Here is a 23,686-nt window from a genome sequence, read left to right on the forward strand (position 1 = left end):
ATGTCCTTTTCGTTATTTTCAACGGTCACAGTGCCAGCCCACCTTCGCGAGCACCGTCAGCGACGGCGGCGATGCGGCCGTGGTACTTGTTACCGCCACGGTCGAAGACAACAGCTTCGACGCCTGCAGCCTTTGCACGCTTGGCAACGAGCTCGCCGACGCGCTTGGCCTTGGCAGTCTTGTCTCCGTCAAGTGCACGAAGGTCAGCTTCCAGAGTGGAAGCGTAAGCCACGGTTACACCCTTGCTGTCATCGACAACCTGGACGAACATGTGGCGTGCCGAACGGTTGACGACCAGACGAGGACGTGCAGCCGTACCGGTGATGCGCTTGCGGATACGAAGCTGGCGACGGTTGCGTGCAGCCGACTTGCTCTTGTTCGTACGCTTCTTGTTAATTGCGATGGCCATGGTTTACTTACCAGCCTTTCCGACCTTGCGGCGGATGACTTCGCCGGCGTAACGGACACCCTTGCCCTTGTAGGGGTCGGGCTTGCGCAGCTTGCGAATGTTGGCAGCAACCTCGCCGACCTGCTGCTTGTTGATACCCGCAACAGAGAGCTTGGTCGGACCCTCTACTACGAAGGTGATGCCTTCGGGTGCAGAGACGTTAACCGGGTGGCTGTAGCCCAGAGCGAACTCCAGGTCAGAACCCTTTGCCTGAACGCGGTAACCGGTACCAACGATTTCAAGCTTCTTCTCGTAGCCCTCGGTAACGCCCTGGATCATGTTGGCGATCAGGGTGCGGGTCAGGCCGTGCAGCGAACGCGAGTTGCGCTCGTCGTTCGGGCGGGTGACCGTGAGAGTGTTCTCTTCCAGGGAGACCTCGATCGGGCTGGCCACAGTGTGGCTCAGCTCGCCTTTGGAACCCTTGACGCTGATGACGGAGCCATCGAGCTTGACCTCAACTCCGGCAGGAACGGTGATGGGGAGACGTCCAATACGTGACATTATTCTCTTCCTTTCCCGTTACCAGACGTACGCGAGGACTTCGCCGCCCACGCCCTTCTTGCCGGCCTGCTTGTCAGTCAGGAGGCCGGAAGAGGTGGACAGGATTGCGATACCCAGGCCACCCAGCACGTGAGGCAGGTTGGTGGACTTCGCGTAAACGCGGAGACCCGGCTTGGAGATGCGGCGGACGCCAGCGATGGAACGCTCGCGGTTCGGACCGAACTTCAGGTCGATGGTCAGCTTCTTGCCAACCTCGGCGTCCTCTTCCTTCCAGCCGGCAATGTAGCCTTCAGCCTTCAGGATGTCGGCAACGCGTGCCTTCAGTTTGCTGTACGGCATGGACACAGTGTCGTGGTATGCCGAGTTTGCATTGCGCAGACGCGTGAGCATGTCTGCGACAGGATCTGTCATAGTCATTTGGGCTATAGCCCTTCCTCGTACCGGTTTCCGCTGCGCTTGCCCTTACGAGCCTGCGCGGTCGGACCTGTCACGTAGTTAGTTTTCGGTCTTGAACGGGAAACCAAGCGCCTTGAGCAGCGCGCGGCCTTCGTCGTCGGTCTTGGCGGTGGTGACAACCGTGATGTCCATGCCGCGTACGCGGTCGATGGAGTCCTGGTCGATTTCGTGGAACATAACCTGCTCGGTCAGACCGAAGGTGTAGTTGCCGTTACCGTCGAACTGCTTGCCGTTGAGGCCGCGGAAGTCACGGATACGCGGCAGAGCCAGCGAAACCAGACGATCCACGAATTCCCACATGCGGTCTCCACGCAGAGTTGCGTGTGCACCGATCGGCATGCCTTCGCGCAGCTTGAACTGTGCGATCGACTTGCGGGCCTTGGTTACCTGCGGCTTCTGGCCGGTGATGAGGGTGAGGTCGCGGACAGCGCCGTCGATCAGCTTGGAGTCCTTGGCGGCATCTCCAACACCCATGTTCACAACAACCTTCACCAGGCGGGGAACCTGGTTCACGTTCGCGTAGTTGAATTCGTCCTGCAGCGACTTCTTGATGGTCTCTGCGTACTTCGTCTTCAGACGCGGAACGATCTTGTTTGCGACAGTGGTCTCAGACAGTGTTTCACTCATCAGATGTCCTTCCCGGTGGCCTTGGACACGCGGATACGGACGGTCTTGGTAGCGCCATCCTTCTCAACGGTGTCGAGACGGAAACCAACACGGGTCGGCTTCTTGGTCGACGGGTCAACCAGAGCAACGTTGGAAACGTGGATCGGGGCCTCAACGACCTCGATGCCACCGGTCTTGGTGCCGCGCTGCGACTGACCGACCTTGGTGTGCTTGGTGACGCGGTTGATTCCCTCTACCAGCACGCGGTTGGTGGCCGGGAATACGCGCAGGACCTTGCCCTGCTTGCCGCGGTCGCCGCCGCGTTCCTGCTTGGCGCCGGTGATGACCTGAACGAGGTCACCCTTCTTGATCTTAGCCATGGACTAAAGCACCTCCGGGGCCAGCGAAACGATCTTCATGAACTTCTTGTCGCGAAGTTCACGACCAACCGGGCCGAAGATACGGGTACCGCGGGGGTCACCGTCGTTCTTCAGGATCACAGCTGCGTTTTCGTCAAACTTGATGTAGGAACCATCCGCACGGCGGCGTTCCTTCTTGGTACGAACGATGACAGCCTTGACGACGTCACCCTTCTTTACGTTGCCGCCAGGGATAGCGTCCTTGACGGTGGCGACGATGACGTCGCCGATGCCTGCGTAGCGACGACCGGATCCACCGAGAACGCGAATGGTAAGGATTTCCTTAGCACCCGTGTTGTCGGCGACCTTGAGTCGCGACTCCTGCTGAATCAATTTCTACTCCTTGCGTCGCGCCGGTTCTCAGACCGAAATCATGCATACGGAATGAGCCTTGCGGAACGGTTGATCGGGGTGTCTCTTGACCTGCCTGGATTTTGCCAGAACAGGCCTAAACGCCCGTGCCACAAGCATCAGCTTCCCTTGCAGAAAACTCTGCGCGGGGCTGTATGCAGCGGCACGATTGTTTACGAGGTAGTGGACGACGCACAAGTGGCGCCATACAAACTCAATATCCTAGCACGTTCAGGGCCAGTAACCGAACCGGCCGGGAAAGCGGAAAGGCCCGCATTCCATAGGGAATGCGGGCCTTTCCAGTGAATCTCTGCCAGGCGTGCCCGGCGTCGGATTTACTTGGCCTTTTCGAGGATCTCCACCAGACGCCACCGCTTGGTAGCGGACAGCGGGCGGGTCTCAGAGATGAGAACGAGGTCGCCGATGCCGGCGGTGTTCTCTTCGTCGTGAGCCTTGATCTTCGAGGTGCGGCGAATAACCTTGCCGTACAGAGCGTGCTTTACGCGGTCTTCAACCTGAACAACGATGGTCTTTTCCATCTTGTCAGAGACAACGTAGCCGCGACGCGTCTTACGGTAACCGCGCTGTTCAGCGCTGGCTGCTGCTTCCGTCACAGTTTCCTTCTCGCTCACTTGGCGTCCTCTCCAGCTTCAACCTCGGCCTTTTCAGCCTTGGCAGCCTTCTTGGACTTCTTTTCTTCCTTGGCTTCCACAACCGGTGCGGCAACCTCGGCACGAATGCCCAGCTCGCGCTCACGGAGAACGGTGTAGATGCGTGCGATGTCCTTCTTTACCGCGCGCAGGCGACCGTGGTTCTCCAGCTGTCCGGTGGCGGACTGGAAACGCAGGTTGAACAGCTCTTCCTTGGACTTGCGGAGTTCTTCAACGAGACGCTCGTTGTCGAAACCGTCCAGCTGTGCGGGTGCGAGATCCTTCGACCCTACTGCCATTTCTATTCACCACCTTCGCGACGCACAATGCGTGCCTTCAACGGCAGCTTGTGGATTGCCAGGCGCAGGGCCTCGCGAGCTACCTCTTCATTGACACCGGAGAGTTCGAAGAGAACCCGGCCCGGCTTGACGTTTGCGACCCACCATTCCGGAGAACCCTTACCGGAACCCATACGGGTTTCAGCAGGCTTCTTCGTCAGCGGACGGTCCGGGTAGATGTTGATCCAGACCTTGCCGCCACGCTTGATGTGGCGGGTCATCGCGATACGAGCGGACTCGATCTGACGGTTGGTTACGTATGCCGGGCTCAGGGCCTGGATACCGTACTCACCGAAGCTGACCTTGGTGCCGCCCGTAGCAGCGCCGGAACGTCCCGGGTGGTGCTGCTTACGGTGCTTGACTCGACGTGGGATAAGCATTTAAGCCTGTCCTCCTTCTGCTGCGGGGGCAGCAGCTTCAGCGGCCGGTGCTTCAACGGCAGCAGGTGCTGCCTCAGCTGCCGGACGGTCGTTACGACGACGGCGGTCGCCACCCGGGCGGCCCGGACGGTCTCCTGCACGGCCACGGGACGGAGCAGCAGCTGCCTGCTGAGCCAGTTCCTTGGCGGTTACGTCACCCTTGTAGATCCAAACCTTCACACCGATGCGGCCGAAGGTGGTCTTGGCTTCGTAGAAGCCGTAGTCGATGTTCGCGCGGAGGGTGTGCAGGGGCACACGGCCTTCGCGGTAGAACTCCGAGCGGGACATTTCTGCGCCACCCAGACGACCCGAGCAAGCAACACGGATGCCCTTGGCACCCGCACGCTGTGCGGACTGCATTGCCTTCTTCATCGCACGCCGGAAAGCCACGCGGGAAGTCAGCTGCTCAGCGATGCCCTGGGCAACAAGCTGTGCTTCCATCTCGGGGTTCTTGACCTCGAGGATGTTCAGCTGGACCTGCTTGCCCGTGAGCTTTTCGAGCTCGCCGCGGATGCGGTCTGCTTCGGCGCCGCGGCGACCGATGACGATGCCCGGGCGTGCCGTGTGGATATCCACGCGGACACGGTCACGGGTGCGCTCGATCTCGACCTTGGCGATGCCGGCGCGCTCCATGCCGGTGGACATGAGCTGACGGATCTTGATGTCCTCGCGGACGAAGTCCTTGTAGCGCTGTCCGGGCTTGGTGCTGTCAGCGAACCAGTGCGAAACGTGGTCGGTGGTGATGCCGAGTCGGAACCCGTGCGGGTTTACTTTCTGTCCCACTTAGCGAGCCTCCTCTTTCTCGGGGGTTGCCACGACCAACGTGATGTGGCTGGTCCGCTTCCTGATGCGGTAGGCGCGGCCTTGGGCACGCGGCTGGAACCGCTTCATGGTCGGGCCTTCATCAACGAATGCTTCGCTGATGAACAGGTCGCTGTCGTCGAATGCAACGCCGTCACGGTCCGCGAGGACACGTGCGTTGGCCATTGCCGACTGAAGTACCTTGAATACCGGCTCCGAAGCTGCCTGGGGGGCAAACTTCAGAATTGCCAGAGCCTCATTCGCTTGCTTACCACGAACAAGGTTGACGACGCGCCGGGCCTTCATAGGCGTTACGCGGATGTGACGCGCAATAGCCTTGGCTTCCATTGCTTTCCTTCTCTCGTCTAAGACGTAAAGTCAGGCGCCTTAGCGGCGCTTGCCCTTACGGTCGTCCTTAACATGGCCGCGGAATGTCCGCGTGGGAGCGAATTCGCCGAGCTTGTGCCCGACCATCGACTCTGTGACAAACACCGGGATGTGCTTGCGTCCGTCGTGTACGGCGATCGTGTGCCCGAGCATGTCGGGGATGATCATCGAACGACGGGACCAGGTCTTGATGACGTTCTTGGTGCCCTTATCGTTTTCCCGTGCGACCTTCACAAAGAGGTGCTGGTCAACGAAAGGACCTTTTTTCAGGCTGCGTGGCATGTGTCCAGGCTCCTATCGCTTGTTCTTGCCAGTACGGCGGCGACGAACAATAAGCTTGTCGCTCTCTTTGTTCGGACGGCGGGTACGGCCCTCAGGCTTGCCGTTCGGGTTAACCGGGTGACGTCCACCGGAAGTCTTACCTTCACCACCACCGTGCGGGTGGTCAACCGGGTTCATGGCTACACCACGGACGGTCGGGCGAACGCCCTTCCAGCGCATGCGGCCGGCCTTGCCCCAGTTGATGTTCGACTGCTCTGCGTTGCCGACCTCGCCGACGGTTGCGCGGCAGCGCACGTCAACGTTGCGGATTTCACCGGAGGGCAGACGCAGCTGGGCGAAACGACCTTCCTTGGCAACGAGCTGTACCGAAGCACCTGCGGAACGTGCCATCTTGGCGCCGCCACCCGGACGCAGTTCAACTGCGTGGATTACGGTACCAACCGGGATGTTGCGCAGCGGCAGGTTGTTGCCCGGCTTGATGTCAGCGTCGGGGCCAGCCTCGACGAAGTCACCCTGGGACAGCTTGTTGGGGGCGATGATGTAACGCTTGGTGCCATCAACGTAGTGCAGGAGTGCGATGCGAGCCGTGCGGTTCGGGTCGTACTCGATTTCGGCAACGCGGGCGTTGATGCCGTCCTTGTCGTGACGACGGAAGTCGATCAGACGGTACTGGCGCTTGTGCCCACCACCCTTGTGACGGGTGGTGATCTTACCGGAGTTGTTACGGCCGCCGGTCTTGTGCAGCGGACGCAGCAACGACTTTTCCGGAGTCGATCGCGTGATTTCAGCAAAGTCGGCTACGCTCGAGCCGCGACGGCCCGGGGTAGTCGGCTTGTATTTACGGATTCCCATAATTTATTTCCTCGTTAAAGTGGTCTCCGCTACGCGAGCGGACCGCCGAAGATGTCGATTGTGCCTTCTTTGAGGGTGACAATCGCACGCTTGGTGCTCTTGCGCTGTCCCCAGCCGAATTTGGTGCGCTTGCGCTTACCGGCACGGTTGATGGTGTTGATCGAGTCAACTTTGACCGAGAAGATCTTCTCTACGGCCAGCTTGATTTCGGTCTTGTTCGAGCGAGGGTCCACCAGGAAGGTGTACTTGCCTTCGTCGATCAGACCGTAGCTCTTTTCCGAAACGACGGGTGCAAGCACGACGTCGCGCGGATCCTTGATGGTGGTTACGCTCACTTGGAGGCCTCCTCGTTCTTTGCCTTGTCAGCGACGAACGCCTCGAAAGCAGCCTTTGTGAAGACCACGTCGTCGGAGATGAGCACGTCGTAGGTGTTCAGCTGGTCTGCGTACAGAACGTGAACATCCTGGAGGTTGCGCACGGAAAGTGCAGCAACATCGTTGGCGCGCTCGATAACGACGAGCAGGTTCTTGCGCTCAGTGACAGAGCGCAGCGAAGCCAGTGCGTCCTTGGCGGACGGCTTGGTGCCGGCTACCAGTTCAGCGATGACGTGGATGCGTCCGTTGCGGGCGCGGTCAGACAGGGCGCCGCGGAGTGCAGCAGCCTTCATCTTCTTGGGGGTGCGCTGGCTGTAGTCACGAGGTGTCGGACCGTGGACAACGCCACCGCCGGTCATGTGAGGAGCACGGATGGAACCCTGACGGGCGCGGCCGGTGCCCTTCTGCTTGAACGGCTTGCGACCTGCACCGGAAACCTCGGCGCGGGTCTTCGTCTTGTGAGTACCCTGGCGAGCAGCAGCGAGCTGTGCGACGACGACCTGGTGCAGCAGCGGCACGTTGGTCTGGACGTCGAAGATCTCTGCAGGCAGGTCTACCTTGACAGTGCTAGTCATTGAACTAGGCTCCCTTCACGGCGGTGCGTACGAGTACGACCTGGCCGCGGGCACCGGGGACGGCACCCTTGATAAGGAGCAGCGACTTCTCAACGTCAACAGCGTGAACCGTGAGGTTCAGCGTGGTGTGACGCTCGGCGCCCATGCGGCCGGCCATTTTCAGGCCCTTGAAGACGCGGCTCGGGGTGGATGCGCCACCGATGGAGCCAGGCTTACGGTGGTTCTTGTGGGCACCGTGGGAAGCGCCAACGCCGTGGAAGCCGTGACGCTTCATAACACCGGCGAAGCCCTTACCCTTGGAGGTGCCGACGACGTCGATCTTCTGGCCGGCTTCGAAGATCTCAACAGAGAGCTCCTGGCCCAGCTCGTAGGATGCGGCGTCTGCGGTACGCAGTTCGACGACGTGGCGGCGAGGGGTAACGCCAGCCTTTTCAAAGTGACCAGCCAGCGGCTTGGTGACCTTGCGGGGGTCGATCTGGCCGTAGCCGATCTGGACGGCGACGTAGCCATCGACATCTGCGTTGCGCAGCTGCGTGATGACGTTGGAGTCAGCCTGGACGACAGTTACCGGGATGAGCTTGTTGTTCTCGTCCCAGACCTGGGTCATGCCGAGCTTCGTGCCCAGCAGGCCCTTTACGTTACGGGTTGCGGTCATAGTCTCTCAGCACCTCCCTAGAGCTTGATTTCGATGTTCACGTCTGCAGGCAGGTCGAGACGCATAAGCGAGTCAACGGCCTTCGGCGTGGGGTCGATGATGTCGATCAGACGCTTGTGAGTACGCATTTCGAAGTGCTCACGGCTGTCCTTGTACTTGTGAGGAGAGCGAATAACGCAGTAAACGTTCTTCTCCGTGGGCAGCGGCACCGGGCCGACTACCGTTGCGCCTGCGCGCGTGACCGTCTCAACGATCTTCCGCGCTGAAACATCAATGACCTCGTGGTCATATGACTTCAGCCGGATGCGGATTTTTTGTCCCGCCATGTCGCCTGACTCTCTTTCAGCTAGTGCTGCTCTAGTTAGGGCTGCTCTGTTTACTTACCTGTTGATGTGGCCGCCGAGGCGTTTGAGGTTTTACCACCACACGCCGCACAAGCTGAATCCGGATATTCCCGGGTTCCTCAACCTGCCGGCGCACCGACCCCCGCGGTCGGGCGTGTCGCGATTTCCACGCAGACTCGACCGCATTCCATGGGGTTCAGGGTTATGTTTGGGCTTCAACCTGGACCCTGACACCCGGCATTATCCGGATCGGGACACGAAGAAGCGCTTGAACAACTCATCCAGTATGGCGGAAATCCGGAGCAAAGGCCAATCGGCCCGCATTGGGCATTGCCCGACCCCCGCCAACTGGGGATGATGGTGGCATGTCCGTCCAGGATTCAGGCTCAGTGGAAGATCTCGCTGCACGCCTGCGGCCTGGTTTCACGTTAGGGGTAGCGGCGGCCGCCTTCCAGATAGAGGGTTCCCTCACGGCTGATGGACGCGGCCCGTCCGGGTGGGACGCTTTCGCGGAAAAGCCAGGAGCAATCGTCGACGGCGGCTCCCCCACCGTGGCGTGCGACCATTACAACCGCGCGGATGAAGACATAGCCCTGATGCAGGAGCTGGGCGTCGATTCCTACCGTTTGTCATTGTCATGGCCGAGGATCCAACCCGACGGTCGAGGCGCGGTCAACCAGCGCGGCCTGGACTTCTACGACCGTTTGTTGGACAAGCTCCTGGCCGCCGGCATTTCACCCATGGTCACCCTGTACCACTGGGACACCCCGTTGGCCCTTGAACATGAGGGCGGCTGGATGAACAGGGACACTGCCCAGAGGCTCGCCGAGTATGCCGCTGTGGCCGCACGCCGGTTCGGCGACCGGGTGGACCACTGGGTCACAGTGAACGAGCCCGTTTCCGTTACCCTGCAGGGTTACGCATTGGGTGCGCACGCCCCGGGCCGCCAACTCCTGTTCGACAGCCTGCCTGCAGCCCATCATCAGCTGCTGGGCCATGGCCTGGCAGTCAAAGCACTCAGGGCAGAGGGGGCTAAGGGCAAGATCGGCCTGTCCAATATGCACTCCCCCGTGCGGCCGGCCAGCAACCGGCTCTCGGACCGTCTGATGGCTGAGGCCCTGGACCTGATACTGAACCGCATTTACGCCGACGCGGTCCTTCTTGGCCAATACCCCAAGCCTTCGCTTCCCCTGTGGCCTTGGTTCCGCTCCCTGGGTCCCGTGCTCGACGGTGACCTCGAGACAATAAACCAGCCCTTGGATTTCTACGGCTTGAACTACTACTACCCCATCAAGGTGGCTTCCGGGCGGGGGCCTGCCGAGATCCCTACCGGGCAGGCAGAAGAGATGGCCAATATCCCTTTCCACCTTGCCGCCTACCAAGAGTACGAGACCACCGGCTTCGGCTGGCCCGAGGCCCCGGAACAACTCGCCACGGTTCTCCAGGAGATGAAGCAGCGGTACGGGGAGGCCCTGCCACCAATTTTCATCACGGAGGGCGGCGCGAGTTTTCCGGAGCCCGCCCATGTCGACGGACCTGTCCCGGACACCAACCGCATCGCGTATCTGGCTGAGCATCTGGGCCACGCCGTCACCGCGACGGGTCCCGGCGGCGCTGCGGAAGGCGTGGATCTGCGCGGTTATTACGTGTGGACGCTCCTGGACAACTTCGAGTGGGCAGCGGGCTACTCGCAGAGGTTCGGCCTGGTCCACGTGGACTTTGAAACCCTGGAACGGACCCCGAAGGAATCGTTCTACTGGCTCAGGGCGCTGGCTCGCGCGCGTAGCCGCAACGAGTAGCGCAGCGGGGTTAAATCGCTATCGGGTTTGACCGCGGGCGCCGGTCAGGCAGCCGGCGTCACCGCCCGAAGCTACTGGTTCTTGTTGGCGCGCCGGATGCGCTTGGCACGCTCGATCTCTTGCCGGAAGTTCTTGCGCCCCCACAGCACCCCACCGCCGATGGCCGCTATCACTGCCAGGAAAATCAGGAATTCCACACCGTGCTCCTCTTCGTAGAATCCAACCCTATCGGACGCCACCATAGCCCCGCGAGGACGCCGTGTCATCCGAACCATCGCCGGCGGCCGGGCCTTGGGGACCAGCGGGCGGCTTACGGTTCAAGCGCCACACCGCAAGCACAATGAGGCCCACGGCTACCAGGGCCAGCATTGCGAAGGCATAGGTGCGAAGCGCCCACATGATGCTCAGCACCACGCCGATGGCCCCCCAAGCCACCAGCAGGCGCTCGGCTACGACAAGTCCCACGGCGAGCAGCACCACGTGTGCCACAAGTACATAAAGTTGCTGCCCGGAGCTTCCACCAAAGATGGTGCCCGCGGATGTCAGGGATAGGATCCCGGCTCCGATGCACAGGCGCAGCAGGCCTTCCCCGCGCTGTCCCCTGATGTAGCGCAGTCCTGCCAAAACAGCAGCTGCCACGACGTACCACTGGGCAGTCCAGAACCAGTCGGGGCTGGCACCACCAACGAACAGCAAGGCCCGCTGCAGGGCAGCCACGGCTATCACCCCGGCAACTTCTCCGGCCAGCCATTTCCCTCGGGGAAGTTCAGCCACCACCACTGCGCCCGCAGCCAACACCACTACGAAGGCCATCAGGGCAGTCTCGTCGTGGATCATGCCCGCCACCGCCGCGGTCGCCAGGCCGGCGACCGCGGTGCCGGCCAGGGATCTCTGGCGCCATAGCTGACGGCGAATCGCAGGCGGGCCAAAGACCTTCGCCGCGTACAAGCCGGCTGCCGTACCTCCGGCGCCCAGGAGCCAGACGGCGTAGTGGGCCCACACGTCCGACGGCAGGTTGCGGAGCAAGCCCTCGACGGCGGGTACCGCACCGAACAGGGCCGCTGGTGCGGCCGCAGCGTAGAGACGAGGCAGGCGTTCCACGTGGGAGGCAGCGAACAGGACGCCGGCCAGTGTCAGCACCGACAACCCGGTCAGGGCGTAGTCAATGCGCAAGGTCAGCACGACGCCGACGAGAACGAAGGCCAGCGACGACGCCAACCAGAACCAGCGCTCCGCCGCGATCAGGGTCGTCGAGCCAGGCTTTTGGATCCGCGACGGGAAGGCAATCCGGAAGACAACCAGGCAAGCAGCGAGTCCGAACAAGGCCACTGGCACCTGCGACCCATTCAAGAGCGGCTGGGCCAGCCACGTATAAGAAGGGAATCGAAGCGCCGGCCCCGAAACCAGTACCAGGACCCCGACAGCAGCGGCACCCAGGTATTGGGCGCCACGGAGCCCGAGGAACCGCCAGGCGATAGCCACCGCTGCCGGGACGATGACCAAGCAGGCCATAACCACCCAACGGCCACCGCCGTCGTAATTCCCGGACGCCAAGTAGGCCAAAGGAAGCAACAGTTGCGCACCCAAGGCGGCCCACGTCGTCGGCTGTTGGAAGGCAACATCAACGTGGCGGTGACGCAGATACAAGGTCACAAGGTGCTGGAGCAGCAGAAGCAGGGCCAGCACGATGGTCACAGCGGCCGACGAGTCCGTAGCGTCCGCCACCACTACGGTAATGAGGGACGCCCCGAGAATCCGAAGCCCCAGCAGATAGGCGCCACGTATGCGGGAATCCCGGGCCAGGCCCATCATGACGGCGCTGCAGCCGGCAAAGACGCCCAGGAGGATCTCGACGTCGCGGACGTACCCGAGCCGAAGCGGCACAAGCAGTGCCAACGCGGCCGGAGCAAAAATCCAGGCGCCAGCGCGACCACGCAGGGCCACGGTGCACGCCGCCGCAGCGAAAGCGGTGGCGACGGCTGCCACCCCTGCTTGCCAACTGTCCCTGGGCAACCACCCTCCCGCTGCCACAGCAAACGACAATGCGGTGGTGGCTCCCGCCATGACCGCGACCGTCACCGCTGCGTCCACCACGGAAGCCCGCGGGAACCTTTGCTGGAACCGGCCTGTCAGGGGGAATGCCAACTGCAATGCTGCAGCAACTGCTACGACAAGCGGAATCCCAGGGGTCTCCCCCGCGGTCTGCACGTTCCACCCACCACGCAGCGCGTCCACATAGGCAGAGGCCATCAGCAAGGTTCCGGCAGCACGTGCAAGCCACCAGTACCCTTGGCGAGGATTCGCCGACCGGACCCGCAGCGCGGTAACGCCGAAGTATGCGGTTGTTACCAGGAGCACCAAGTTCGCCAATGTGAGCGATACAGCAGCGGCGGCTACGGCACCGGCAACGTTGGCAGTGACGGGGGCCAGCACCTCCCCGACGGTTGGCGTCCACGTCTCCCGGCCGGTTCCGATGCCCTTTCCCGAGGGCAAAAGCAGCATTCCGGAGGCCAGCCCCGCGGCCAGGACCAGAAGAACCGCCACCGAAACACTCGGACGCCCCGCGGCGTGGTCAACGAAGGGCAGCAGCAGGAGCGTGGCCATCGCGACGCCCCCGAACACAGCTGCAGTCGCCTGCGGTGCCACAAGCCGGACACCGCGCCGCCTCATTATTGCACTGCCAAGTTCCTGAACGGCCGCCGCAGCAATGAGCGCCAGCAGGGTGTAGGCAGCCCTTTCCTGGCTGTACTCAAAGATGGCTGCCACAGTGCTGGGGACGGCCGCGGTCAGTGCTATCCGGCCAGCCAGGACCAAGTGCTGACGGTTGGCTGCTGGTCGAAGCAAAGCGGTCAGAAGCCAGTAGGAACCAGCCGCTGCCAAGAGCACGGCAACCGGCAGTGCCCCCAACAGGACTGCGAAGACGAGGCCGTTCCCCGCTACGGCAGCTGGCGCAAAAAGGACAGCGGCGGTGGGCACCGGACCCCTGGCAAGCCTCCAACCCAACACCATGGAGGTCACCATGCTCACGTACAGGGGCATCTGGACGGGGAGATCGAAGTTGCCGAAGCCCAGAGCCGCCGTCAGTACGGCGGCGGCCGCCAGTTGCAGGCCCCAGCACGACACCGCGTCATTCCATCGCAGGCTGGGAGCCAGCATGGCGCCACCGAACGCAACCCCCAGTGACTGGACGCCGAGGCAGAGCACCGCCGCCAGCAGCACTGCGCTGACGTCGGCTGTGGCATCCCACACCAGACCCAGGAGGGACAGGGTCAGCGCCGCCCTGGCCGCATAGAAGTGTTGAAGCCTGTACCGGGCGCGGGGCACCAGGACCATCACTGTGAAGTAGCAACCACACATCAGCATCACCAGGGCATACTCACCGTGGGACAAAAGGTGCGGCGTGCAGGTTACTGCCAAGGCCACCAGCGGAACAACATAGGGGTGCAGCAACATCAGGGGGCGCACATATAGCGGAGGAATCCAACGTGGACGAAGCAACGCACCCAATGTCAGGACGATGGCAACACCGATGAGCGCAGTGAAATACCACACCAGCGCACCGCCAAGGATGGAGACTCCCGACCATGCGGTGGAGACAACGAAACTGATCGACAAGTAGGCCAGGATCTTGTTGTCCAACTTGACCGCCGTATACGCATAGACCGCGGTCCCCAGCAATGAGGTGGCCAGCCAGGCAGCGGGGCCGTTGTGCAGAACGAAGTTGTACATGGCAAGGCCGGTAACGGGAATGAGGGCGAGTCCGGTCCCTACAAAGGCCGTGGCCGCCGGCCGCAGTCGCGGGATCTTCGCATGGATAACCAATCCCGAGACGTAGAACAACGCCGTGATGAACCAGATCCCCGCGAAACGGAACAGTTCCGGAAGGCTGGTTCCTACAAACAGGGCCCCCGCGGCCACCAACAGGAGGCTAGCGACATAGAGGGTGATGTTGATGTTCTGTTGGTCGCGGCGGGCTTTCCTCGCCGCCACCTCTGCGGGCGACTCCCGCACCGGCGGTGGTCCCTGCACCGGGGGCGGACCCTGCACCGGTGGCGGCCCCTGCACCGGGGCTCCTGCCGGCTGGGCCGGCCGCTGATGTACGGGCGCTGGCCCTGCATACGAAGGGCGCCCGGGTGGGAACGGCACAGGGACGCGCTGGGGTGCAACAGTCCCCTGGCTCGTGGGCAGGACAGCGGCAGGCGCAGACTGTGCCGGTGGCTGTGCACTGCTCCCTTGGCGCTTGGCCTCGGCGTCACGCCAACCTGCCATATGTCCGGCCAGGTAGCCCGCCTGGTACTGGGCGCTCGGCATCCCGGGGCGGGTACCATCGCGAAGCGCCGCCCGGCGCCCTTGGCTCCGGCCCAATGCATTGCCGACCACCCCGGCTATGGCAAGAAGCATCACGATCAGCAGGGCGTTCATTGCGACTCCTCGGTATCACTGGCATAGGGCGTCAACCAGTGTTTTATCCATTCGATAGATAAATAATAGCAAAGAAGAACCCCACCACAGAAGCGGTGGGGTTCTTCCGAGCAAACTACCGGCTGGGCCGGGAGATCACCGATCTACAAGCAGTGACTACTTGATGATCTTGGTGACACGTCCCGAACCAACGGTGCGGCCGCCTTCGCGGATAGCGAAGCCGAGGCCCTCTTCCATAGCGATCGGCTGGATGAGCGCAACGGTCATCTCAGTGTTGTCGCCAGGCATAACCATTTCCGTGCCTTCCGGCACGGTGATAACGCCGGTTACGTCCGTGGTACGGAAGTAGAACTGCGGGCGGTAGTTGGAGTAGAACGGGTTGTGACGTCCGCCTTCGTCCTTGGAAAGGATGTAGACGTTTGCCTCGAAGTCGGTGTGCGGGGTGATGGAACCCGGCTTGACGACAACCTGGCCACGCTCGACATCGTCGCGCTTGAGACCGCGGAGCAGGAGGCCACAGTTCTCGCCGGCCCATGCTTCGTCGAGCTGCTTGTGGAACATCTCGATACCGGTAACCGTGGTCTTCTGGATCGGGCGGATGCCAACGATCTCGACCTCGGAGTTGATGGCGAGGGTTCCACGCTCGGCGCGGCCCGTAACAACGGTTCCACGACCGGTGATCGTGAAGACGTCTTCGATCGGCATCAGGAACGGCTTGTCGCGGTCACGTACGGGGTCCGGAACGGACTCGTCGACAGCTGCCATCAGATCCTGGACGGACTTGACCCAAACCGGGTCGCCTTCCAGAGCCTTGAGACCGGAAACGCGAACAACCGGAGCCTCATCGCCATCGAAGCCCTGCGAGCTCAGGAGCTCACGAACTTCCATTTCGACGAGGTCGAGGAGTTCTTCGTCATCAACCATGTCGGACTTGTTCAGTGCGACCAGCAGGTAGGGAACACCAACCTGGCGGGCGAGCAGAACGTGCTCACGGGTCTGAGCCATCGGACCATCGGTTGCAGCAACCACGAGGATTGCGCCGTCCATCTGGGCAGCACCGGTGATCATGTTCTTGATGTAGTCAGCGTGACCGGGGGCGTCTACGTGTGCGTAGTGGCGCTTCTCGGTCTGGTACTCCACGTGGGAGATGTTGATGGTAATACCGCGCTGGCGCTCTTCCGGAGCGGAGTCGATCGACGCGAAGTCGCGCTGCTCGTTGAGATCCGGGTACTGGTCGTACAGCACCTTGGAAATGGCGGCAGTCAGCGTCGTCTTACCGTGGTCAACGTGACCAATGGTGCCGATGTTGACGTGCGGCTTAGTCCGCTCGAACTTTGCCTTTGCCACAGGTTCCTCCTAGAACGATTTCAAGTGAAGTGCTCCTCGGCCGCGCTTTTCGCGGCAGAAACTTTAGCAAGTCTACTTGGGGGCTTGGTTTTGGTGAAATTGCAGATTCAGGAACCAATGATAGTTCCTAGAGCCTGTTTGCGCAGGGGCCGGGCTGCGGCTCTCGCCACAGCCCCGCCTCAAGCGCTTAGATGCCTTCCCGATACCGGAATTGCATCCGTTACCGGGAGATTACTCGCCGCGGGTTTTCTGGATGATCTCGTCGGCTACTGCCTTCGGGACCTCCGCGTAGCTGTTGAACGTCATGGAGTACACGGCGCGACCCTGGGTCTTGGACCGCAGGTCACCGATGTAGCCGAACATGCCGGACAGCGGAACGTGTGCACGGATAACCTTCACACCTGCTGCGTCCTCCATGGACTGCATCTGGCCACGGCGGGCGTTCAGGTCACCAATAACATCACCCATGTATTCCTCAGGTGTGCGGACCTCAACATCCATCAGCGGTTCAAGCAGAACAGGGTTCGCCTTGCGTGCGGCTTCCTTGAAAGCCATACGTCCGGCGATCTTGAACGCCATTTCCGAGGAGTCAACATCGTGGGACGCGCCGTCGATCAGCGTGGCCTTGATGCCGACAACCGGGTAACCGGCCAGGACGCCGTCGTTCAGTGCATCCTGGATACCGGCGTCGACAGACGGGATGTATTCGCGCGGAACGCGGCCACCAGTGACCTTGTTCTCGAACTCGTACAGTTCGCCCGAAGAGGTGTCCATCGGTTCGATCGCAATCTGGATCTTTGCGAACTGACCCGAACCACCGGTCTGCTTCTTGTGCGTGTAGTCATGACGCTCGACTGCGCGCTTGATGGTTTCGCGGTAGGCAACCTGCGGCTTGCCGACGTTTGCCTCGACCTTGAATTCGCGGCGCATGCGGTCCACCAGGATGTCCAGGTGGAGCTCGCCCATGCCGGCGATAATGGTCTGGCCCGTGTCTTCGTTGAGGGAGACCTGGAAGGTCGGGTCCTCGGCGGAGAGCTTCTGGATGGCCGTGGAGAGCTTCTCCTGGTCACCCTTGGTGTTGGGCTCGATGGCAACCGAGATCACGGGCTCCGGGAAGCTCATGGACTCGAGGACGATCTGGTTGTTGGCATCACACAGGGTGTCACCCGTGGTGGTGTCCTTCAGACCGATGGCTGCGTAGATGTGGCCCGCGGTAGCGCCTTCAACAGGCATTTCCTTGTTGGCGTGCATCTGGAACAGCTTGCCGATACGTTCCTTCTTGCCCTTGGTGGAGTTAACCACCTGGGCGCCGGCCTCAACGTGACCGGAGTACACGCGGACGAAGGTCAGCTGGCCGAAGAACGGGTGCGCAGCAATCTTGAAGGCGAGGGCCGAGAACGGCTCGTCTGCAGACGGCTTGCGGGTCAGTTCCTTCTCTTCGTCGCGGGGATCGTGACCGATCATCGGCGGGACGTCGAGCGGGTTCGGCAGGTAGTCGACAACAGCGTCAAGCATCGGCTGTACACCGCGGTTCTTGAAGGCAGAGCCACAGAACACGGGGTAGAGCTCGGAGTTGATGGTCATCTTGCGGATGCCGGCCTTGAGTTCCTCAAGGGTGAGTTCTTCACCTTCGAGGTACTTCTCCATGAGTTCTTCGGAAGCCTCGGCCACAGTCTCAACGAGCTGTGCGCGGTACTCTTCGGCCTTGGCCTGGAGGTCCGCCGGGATTTCCTGCACTTCGTAGGAAGCGCCCATGGTGACGTCACCCTTTGCGTCGCCAGGCCAAACCAGGGCGCGCATTTCGAGGAGGTCAACCACACCGATGAAGTCGTTCTCGGCACCGATCGGCAGCTGCATGACCAGCGGCTTGGCACCAAGGCGGGAAATGATGGTGTCTACGGTGAAGTAGAAGTCGGCACCCAGCTTGTCCATCTTGTTGACGAAGCAGATACGCGGAACGTTGTACTTGTCAGCCTGGCGCCAAACAGTCTCGGACTGCGGCTCCACGCCTTCCTTGCCGTCGAACACTGCGACTGCGCCGTCGAGGACACGCAGGGAGCGCTCAACCTCGACCGTGAAGTCCACGTGGCCCGGGGTATCGATGATGTTGATCTGGTTCTGGTTCCAGAAGCAAGTCACGGCGGCAGACGTGATGGTGATGCCGCGTTCCTTTTCCTGTTCCATCCAGTCAGTCGTCGAGGCGCCGTCGTGCGTCTCGCCGATCTTGTGGTTCACACCCGTGTAGAACAGGATGCGCTCGGTAGTGGTGGTCTTGCCGGCATCGATGTGGGCCATGATGCCGATATTGCGGACCTTGTTAAGGTCGGTAAGCACGTCCTGTGCCACGGGGTCTCCCTTTCGGATGGACTACACGTCCGCCGCCGGCTCGGTGGAGCCGGCGGCGTTCGGGAAGTTTTACCAGCGGTAGTGTGCGAAGGCCTTGTTCGACTCGGCCATCTTGTGGGTGTCTTCGCGACGCTTGACAGCGGCACCGAGACCGTTGGAGGCATCCAGGATTTCGTTCTGGAGGCGCTCGGTCATGGTCTTCTCCCGGCGGGCCTTGGAGTAGCCCACGAGCCAACGCAGAGCGAGGGCGGTGGAGCGGCCCGGCTTGACCTCAACCGGAACCTGGTAGGTGGCGCCACCAACGCGGCGTGAACGCACCTCGAGGGAAGGCTTGACGTTGTCCATGGCCTTCTTGAGAGCGGCAACGGGGTCGCCGCCGGACTTGGCACGTGCACCTTCGAGTGCGCCGTAAACGATGCGCTCTGCGGTGGACTTCTTGCCGTCAACCAGAACCTTGTTGATCAACTGAGTGACCAACGGGGAGCCGTAAACGGGATCGGAAACTAGCGGCCGCTTCGGGGCCGGACCCTTGCGAGGCATATTACTTCTTCTCCATCTTTGCGCCGTAACGGCTGCGGGCCTGCTTGCGGTTCTTGACACCCTGGGTGTCGAGTGCGCCGCGGACGATCTTGTAGCGGACACCCGGAAGGTCCTTCACACGACCACCACGGACGAGCACGATGGAGTGCTCCTGGAGGTTGTGGCCAACACCGGGGATGTAAGCGGTAACTTCCACGCCACCGTTGAGGCGCACACGTGCCACCTTACGGAGAGCCGAGTTCGGCTTCTTGGGGGTGGTGGTGTAAACGCGGGTGCAAACACCGCGACGCATCGGGCTGCCCTTCAGCGCGGGAGCCTTGGTCTTGGAGACCTTCGGCGTGCGGCCCTTGCGGACCAGCTGGTTAATCGTAGGCACTTTCGTGTTCTCCGTTGTTTGATCTCTGCCCCCACACACAGGCGCCAGCCGGTGTAAACGTGGGAACTTTGGCGTTGCTCGTGCAGCCGGCCGAAACTCCGGTAGGCGTGCAAAAGTGCGGCATTCGTTGCGCATGTTGCCCGCAACCCGGAAACAGGCTCCACCCAGCACCATGAGAACAAAACCAAAATGATGCTGCGGCGGCCTTCATCCACTGCCACACAGAACAATTACAGAAAGTCTAGCACGGCTTGATCTGGAGCCTTAATCGGGTGTATGGAGGACGACGGCGGCAGGTGACTGCCGCCGTCGTCGCCCCGCTCCCCCGGGTACCCGGGGAAAAGCGACGTTAACGGGCCAGGCCCCGCACTCGAAAGTGCGGGGCCTGACCGTCATAACGCCGACTGCCGCTTCTAGCGGAAGTCGTTGCCGAGATCGTAGTCATCCAGCGGGATGGCGTGGAACTCGGGAGCGCCGTCGCCACCCAGGGCGTCATAGGAGAAGTCGGTGAAAGCGCTGGGGCCCGTGAACAGGCTTGCCTTTGCTTCTTCCGTCGGCTCCACAGTGACCTCTGTGTAGCGGGGCAGACCCGTACCAGCCGGGATGAGCTTACCGATGATGACGTTTTCCTTCAGGCCGAGCAGAGGATCGCTCTTGCCTTCCATGGCCGCCTGCGTCAGGACGCGGGTGGTCTCCTGGAAGGAAGCTGCCGACAGCCAGGACTCGGTAGCCAAGGAAGCCTTGGTGATACCCATGAGTTCCGGACGACCCGAAGCCGGGGACTTGCCCTCGGACACGACGCGGCGGTTCTCGTCTTCGAAGCGGGCGCGCTCTGCAAGCTCACCGGGGAGCAAGTCGGAGTCGCCGGACTCGATGACGGTCACGCGGCGCAGCATCTGGCGGACGATAACCTCGACGTGCTTGTCGTGGATACCAATACCCTGGCTGCGGTAAACGCCCTGCACTTCGTCCACGAGGAACTTCTGTGCGGCACGCGGGCCCATGATGCGCAGAACCTGCTTCGGGTCCACCGGACCGTTGATCAGCTTCTGGCCGACGCTGACGTGCTCGCCATCCTCGATGAGGAGGCGGGAACGGCGCAGCACCGGGTAGGCGATCTCTTCGGAACCATCGTCCGGAGTGATGACCAGGCGCATCTGGCGCTCGGACTCTTCGATGGTGATGCGGCCGGCTGCTTCAGCAATCGGTGCGACACCCTTCGGAGTACGGGCTTCGAAAAGCTCCTGGATACGGGGCAGACCCTGGGTGATGTCGTCGCCACCACCGGCGGAAACAGCACCACCGGTGTGGAACGTACGCATGGTCAGCTGGGTACCGGGCTCACCGATGGACTGCGCGGCGATGATGCCGACAGCCTCGCCGATGTCAACGGTCTTGCCGGTGGCCAGCGAACGGCCGTAGCAGAGCGCGCAGGTGCCGACCTTGGACTCACAGGTGAGTACGGAGCGGACCTTGACCTCGGTGATGCCTGCAGCCAGCAGCTGGTCGATGACGACGTCGCCGCAGTCGGTGCCGCCGGCAGCCAGGACGTTGCCCTGGGCATCGACGACGTCGACAGCCAGCGTACGTGCGTAGGCGCTGTTCTCGACGTTCTCGTCCAGGACGAGCTCACCGTTGGAATCCGGCACGGCGATCGGGGTGACCAGACCGCGCTCAGTGCCACAGTCCTCTTCACGGACGATGACGTCCTGCGAAACGTCCACCAGACGACGGGTCAGGTAACCCGAGTTGGCGGTACGCAGAGCGGTATCGGCCAGACCCTTACGGGCACCGTGCGTGGCGATGAAGTATTCCAGAACCGACAGGCCCTCGCGGTAGGAGGACTTGATCGGGCGAGGAATGATCTCACCCTTCGGGTTGGCCACAAGACCACGGATACCCGCGATCTGGCGGACCTGCATCCAGTTACCACGTGCACCGGAGGACACCATGCGGTTGATGGTGTTCATCGGGGACAGGCTGTCGCGCATCGCCTGGGCGATCTCGTTGGTTGCCTTGTTCCAGATCTCGATCAGTTCCTGGCGACGCTCGTCGTCGTCGATCAGGCCCTTGTCGTACTGGCCCTGGATCTTGGCAGCCATGTTCTCGTAACCAGCCAGGATGGCGGGCTTGGAAGTCGGCACCTCGATGTCGGAGATTGCCACAGTGACACCCGAACGGGTGGCCCAGTAGAAACCGGCATCCTTCAGGTTATCCAGCGTTGCCGCCGTAACAACCTTCGGGTAGCGCTCTGCAAGGTCGTTGACGATCCGGGACAGTTCGCCCTTGTCGGCAACAGCCTCAACCCACGGGTAATCCTCAGGCAGCGTCTGGTTGAAGATGACCTGGCCGAGGGAGGTTTCAACGAGAGCCGGCTGACCGGGCTCCCAACCTTCCGGAGCTTCCCAACCTGCGTACGGCACGAAGTCGTCCAAGCGGATCTTGACCTGGGAGTTCAGGTGCAGCTCACGGGCGTCGTACGCCATGATTGCTTCCGAAACCGAGGAGAAGATACGGCCTTCGCCGGCAGAACCGACACGCTTGGTGGTCAGGTGGTAGAGACCGATGATCATATCCTGCGAAGGCAGGGTCACCGGGCGGCCATCGGACGGCTTCAGGATGTTGTTCGAGGACAGCATCAGGATGCGTGCTTCGGCCTGGGCTTCCGGGCTCAGCGGCAGGTGGACTGCCATCTGGTCGCCGTCGAAGTCAGCGTTGAAGGCGCCACAAACCAGCGGGTGAAGCTGGATTGCCTTGCCTTCCACAAGCTGCGGTTCGAAGGCCTGGATGCCGAGGCGGTGCAGGGTAGGTGCACGGTTGAGCAGCACCGGGTGTTCGGTGATGATCTCTTCCAGCACGTCCCAGACCTGCGGACGGTAACGCTCAACCATGCGCTTCGCCGACTTGATGTTCTGGGCGTGGTTGAGGTCAACCAGGCGCTTCATCACGAACGGCTTGAAGAGCTCCAGGGCCATCTGCTTGGGCAGACCACACTGGTGCAGCTTCAGCTGCGGACCGACAACGATGACCGAACGGCCGGAGTAGTCGACGCGCTTGCCGAGCAGGTTCTGGCGGAAGCGGCCCTGCTTGCCCTTGAGCATGTCGCTCAGGGACTTCAGGGGACGGTTGCCCGGACCCGTGACGGGGCGGCCACGACGGCCGTTGTCGAAGAGGCTGTCAACAGCTTCCTGAAGCATGCGCTTCTCGTTGTTGACGATGATCTCCGGAGCACCCAGGTCAAGCAGTCGCTTGAGGCGGTTGTTGCGGTTGATCACACGACGGTAGAGGTCGTTGAGGTCGGAGGTCGCGAAGCGGCCACCATCCAGCTGGACCATCGGGCGCAGTTCCGGCGGGATCACCGGGACGGCGTCCAGAACCATGCCCAGGGGACTGTTGTTGGTGGTCAGGAATGCGTTGACAACCTTCAGGCGCTTCAGGGCACGCGTCTTGCGCTGGCCCTTGCCGTTCTGGATCGTGTCGCGCAGGGACTCGGCCTCAGCCTGCATGTCAAAGGTTTCGAGGCGCTTCTTGATTGCCTCGGCGCCCATGGAGCCCTCGAAGTACAGACCGTAGCGGTCGCGCAGTTCGCGGTACAGGCCCTCGTCGCCTTCAAGGTCGGCGACCTTGAGGTTCTTGAAGCGGTCCCAGACCTGCTCAAGGCGCTCGATGTCGGCGTCGGCACGCTTACGGACGTTCGCCATCTGGCGGTCGGCAGAGTCGCGGGCCTTCTTCTTGTCGGCAGCCTTGGCGCCTTCGCCTTCGAGACGGGCAAGCTCGTCTTCAAGGTCGCGGGCGATCGTGGCGATGTCGCTGTCGCGGTTGTCGATCATCTGCTTCTTCTCGAGGTCGTGCTCAACCTGGAGGTTCGGCAGTTCGGCGTGACGGCTTTCGGTGTCAACGCTGGTGATCATGTAGGCAGCGAAGTAGATGACCTTCTCGAGGTCCTTCGGTGCCAGGTCCAAGAGGTAGCCCAAGCGCGAGGGAACGCCCTTGAAGTACCAGATGTGGGTTACAGGCGCGGCCAGTTCGATGTGGCCCATGCGCTCACGACGCACCTTGGCGCGGGTGACTTCAACGCCACAACGCTCGCAAATGATGCCCTTGAAGCGCACGCGCTTGTACTTGCCGCAGTAGCATTCCCAGTCGCGGGACGGGCCGAAGATCTTCTCGCAGAAGAGGCCGTCCTTCTCAGGCTTAAGCGTGCGGTAGTTGATGGTTTCCGGCTTCTTGACCTCACCGTAAGACCAGCCACGGATGTCTTCCGCGGTGGCGAGGCCGATCTGCATGAGGCCGAAGGAGGATTCGCTGGACATATGGTCCCTGTTCTCTCTTGTTCTCTAAATTCTGAAGTCTTGGTTACGGGAAGAGGGAGCTGTCCCGGCGGGCAGCCACAAAGCG

25 protein-coding genes are annotated in these 23,686 nt (G+C 61.9%); 1 reads left to right on the top strand and 24 read right to left on the bottom strand.

Annotation, left to right across the window (positions count from 1 at the left end; all coding sequences use genetic code 11):
* Positions 1 to 25 precede the first annotated feature (25 nt).
* The 17 genes from rplR to rpsJ form a co-directional block, all read right to left on the bottom strand.
* On the bottom strand, positions 26 to 409 hold the full coding sequence (rplR, locus tag PYR64_RS13460) for a 50S ribosomal protein L18 (RefSeq protein ID WP_018776679.1): 384 nt from the start codon (positions 407 to 409) through the stop codon (positions 26 to 28).
* A gap of 3 nt (positions 410 to 412) precedes the next feature.
* Entirely contained in the window at positions 413 to 949 is a 537-nt protein-coding gene (gene rplF, locus PYR64_RS13465) for a 50S ribosomal protein L6 (RefSeq protein WP_018776680.1), read from the bottom strand.
* Positions 950 to 967: 18 nt separating this feature from the next.
* Positions 968 to 1,366, bottom strand: coding sequence for a 30S ribosomal protein S8 (gene rpsH, locus PYR64_RS13470; protein ID WP_011775584.1), 399 nt, complete (start codon positions 1,364 to 1,366; stop codon positions 968 to 970).
* A gap of 78 nt (positions 1,367 to 1,444) precedes the next feature.
* Positions 1,445 to 2,032, bottom strand: a complete 588-nt coding sequence (rplE, locus tag PYR64_RS13475; RefSeq protein WP_018776681.1) for a 50S ribosomal protein L5 — start codon at positions 2,030 to 2,032, stop codon at positions 1,445 to 1,447.
* Positions 2,032 to 2,391 carry a 50S ribosomal protein L24 gene (rplX, locus tag PYR64_RS13480; protein ID WP_018776682.1) on the bottom strand — a complete coding sequence of 120 codons (360 nt, stop codon included), beginning with the start codon at positions 2,389 to 2,391 and terminating at the stop codon, positions 2,032 to 2,034. Before rplX ends, rplE begins: the two co-directional genes overlap by 1 nt.
* 3 nt (positions 2,392 to 2,394) lie before the next feature.
* Positions 2,395 to 2,763, bottom strand: coding sequence for a 50S ribosomal protein L14 (gene rplN / locus PYR64_RS13485; RefSeq protein WP_003803789.1), 369 nt, complete (start codon positions 2,761 to 2,763; stop codon positions 2,395 to 2,397).
* Positions 2,764 to 3,116: 353 nt separating this feature from the next.
* On the bottom strand, positions 3,117 to 3,413 hold the full coding sequence (gene rpsQ / locus PYR64_RS13490; protein ID WP_011775587.1) for a 30S ribosomal protein S17: 297 nt from the start codon (positions 3,411 to 3,413) through the stop codon (positions 3,117 to 3,119).
* Positions 3,410 to 3,730: a 50S ribosomal protein L29 gene (gene rpmC / locus PYR64_RS13495; RefSeq protein ID WP_014922387.1), complete on the bottom strand. Its 321-nt coding sequence runs from the start codon at positions 3,728 to 3,730 to the stop codon at positions 3,410 to 3,412. The genes rpsQ and rpmC overlap by 4 nt, the downstream gene beginning before the upstream one ends.
* Positions 3,731 to 3,732: 2 nt before the next feature.
* Positions 3,733 to 4,149, bottom strand: a complete 417-nt coding sequence (gene rplP, locus PYR64_RS13500; RefSeq protein ID WP_003803795.1) for a 50S ribosomal protein L16 — start codon at positions 4,147 to 4,149, stop codon at positions 3,733 to 3,735.
* Positions 4,150 to 4,971, bottom strand: a complete 822-nt coding sequence (gene rpsC, locus PYR64_RS13505) for a 30S ribosomal protein S3 (RefSeq protein ID WP_011775589.1) — start codon at positions 4,969 to 4,971, stop codon at positions 4,150 to 4,152.
* Complete coding sequence (gene rplV, locus PYR64_RS13510) at positions 4,972 to 5,337, bottom strand: 50S ribosomal protein L22 (protein WP_018776683.1); 366 nt, start codon at positions 5,335 to 5,337, stop codon at positions 4,972 to 4,974.
* A gap of 39 nt (positions 5,338 to 5,376) precedes the next feature.
* Complete coding sequence (gene rpsS / locus PYR64_RS13515; protein WP_011775591.1) at positions 5,377 to 5,658, bottom strand: 30S ribosomal protein S19; 282 nt, start codon at positions 5,656 to 5,658, stop codon at positions 5,377 to 5,379.
* 12 nt (positions 5,659 to 5,670) lie between these two features.
* Positions 5,671 to 6,510, bottom strand: a complete 840-nt coding sequence (gene rplB, locus PYR64_RS13520; RefSeq protein WP_011775592.1) for a 50S ribosomal protein L2 — start codon at positions 6,508 to 6,510, stop codon at positions 5,671 to 5,673.
* A 29-nt stretch (positions 6,511 to 6,539) separates the two neighbouring features.
* Positions 6,540 to 6,845, bottom strand: a complete 306-nt coding sequence (rplW, locus tag PYR64_RS13525; protein ID WP_011775593.1) for a 50S ribosomal protein L23 — start codon at positions 6,843 to 6,845, stop codon at positions 6,540 to 6,542.
* Entirely contained in the window at positions 6,842 to 7,459 is a 618-nt protein-coding gene (rplD, locus tag PYR64_RS13530; RefSeq protein WP_018776684.1) for a 50S ribosomal protein L4, read from the bottom strand. The genes rplW and rplD overlap by 4 nt, the downstream gene beginning before the upstream one ends.
* 4 nt (positions 7,460 to 7,463) lie before the next feature.
* Positions 7,464 to 8,114 carry a 50S ribosomal protein L3 gene (gene rplC / locus PYR64_RS13535; protein ID WP_018776685.1) on the bottom strand — a complete coding sequence of 217 codons (651 nt, stop codon included), beginning with the start codon at positions 8,112 to 8,114 and terminating at the stop codon, positions 7,464 to 7,466.
* A 17-nt stretch (positions 8,115 to 8,131) separates the two neighbouring features.
* Positions 8,132 to 8,440 carry a 30S ribosomal protein S10 gene (gene rpsJ / locus PYR64_RS13540; protein WP_003803825.1) on the bottom strand — a complete coding sequence of 103 codons (309 nt, stop codon included), beginning with the start codon at positions 8,438 to 8,440 and terminating at the stop codon, positions 8,132 to 8,134.
* Positions 8,441 to 8,823: 383 nt separating this feature from the next.
* Here rpsJ and PYR64_RS13545 point away from each other — a divergent pair, with 383 nt between their 5' ends.
* Positions 8,824 to 10,257, top strand: a complete 1,434-nt coding sequence (locus tag PYR64_RS13545; protein WP_018776686.1) for a GH1 family beta-glucosidase — start codon at positions 8,824 to 8,826, stop codon at positions 10,255 to 10,257.
* 71 nt (positions 10,258 to 10,328) lie between these two features.
* Here PYR64_RS13545 and PYR64_RS13550 read toward each other — a convergent pair whose 3' ends face one another.
* The 7 genes from PYR64_RS13550 to PYR64_RS13580 form a co-directional block, all read right to left on the bottom strand.
* A complete protein-coding gene (locus PYR64_RS13550; RefSeq protein ID WP_255520211.1) occupies positions 10,329 to 10,454 on the bottom strand; it encodes a hypothetical protein in 126 nt (41 codons plus the stop codon).
* Positions 10,455 to 10,482: 28 nt separating this feature from the next.
* Positions 10,483 to 14,679 (bottom strand): hypothetical protein, encoded by a 4,197-nt coding sequence (locus PYR64_RS13555; protein WP_275775695.1) that lies wholly within the window; start codon positions 14,677 to 14,679, stop codon positions 10,483 to 10,485.
* Positions 14,680 to 14,835: 156 nt separating this feature from the next.
* Positions 14,836 to 16,026 (bottom strand): elongation factor Tu, encoded by a 1,191-nt coding sequence (tuf, locus tag PYR64_RS13560; protein WP_275775696.1) that lies wholly within the window; start codon positions 16,024 to 16,026, stop codon positions 14,836 to 14,838.
* Positions 16,027 to 16,257: 231 nt separating this feature from the next.
* Positions 16,258 to 18,372: an elongation factor G gene (gene fusA, locus PYR64_RS13565; protein WP_018776690.1), complete on the bottom strand. Its 2,115-nt coding sequence runs from the start codon at positions 18,370 to 18,372 to the stop codon at positions 16,258 to 16,260.
* Between the two features lie 69 nt (positions 18,373 to 18,441).
* Positions 18,442 to 18,912 carry a 30S ribosomal protein S7 gene (gene rpsG / locus PYR64_RS13570; RefSeq protein WP_003803829.1) on the bottom strand — a complete coding sequence of 157 codons (471 nt, stop codon included), beginning with the start codon at positions 18,910 to 18,912 and terminating at the stop codon, positions 18,442 to 18,444.
* 1 nt (position 18,913) lies between these two features.
* Positions 18,914 to 19,288, bottom strand: a complete 375-nt coding sequence (gene rpsL, locus PYR64_RS13575; RefSeq protein WP_009358312.1) for a 30S ribosomal protein S12 — start codon at positions 19,286 to 19,288, stop codon at positions 18,914 to 18,916.
* Positions 19,289 to 19,701: 413 nt separating this feature from the next.
* Entirely contained in the window at positions 19,702 to 23,601 is a 3,900-nt protein-coding gene (locus tag PYR64_RS13580; RefSeq protein ID WP_018776691.1) for a DNA-directed RNA polymerase subunit beta', read from the bottom strand.
* Between the last annotated feature and the right edge of the window lie 85 nt (positions 23,602 to 23,686).

The sequence above is a fragment of the Paenarthrobacter sp. Y-19 genome (assembly GCF_029223985.1).
GTDB classification, from domain to species: domain Bacteria; phylum Actinomycetota; class Actinomycetes; order Actinomycetales; family Micrococcaceae; genus Arthrobacter; species Arthrobacter nicotinovorans.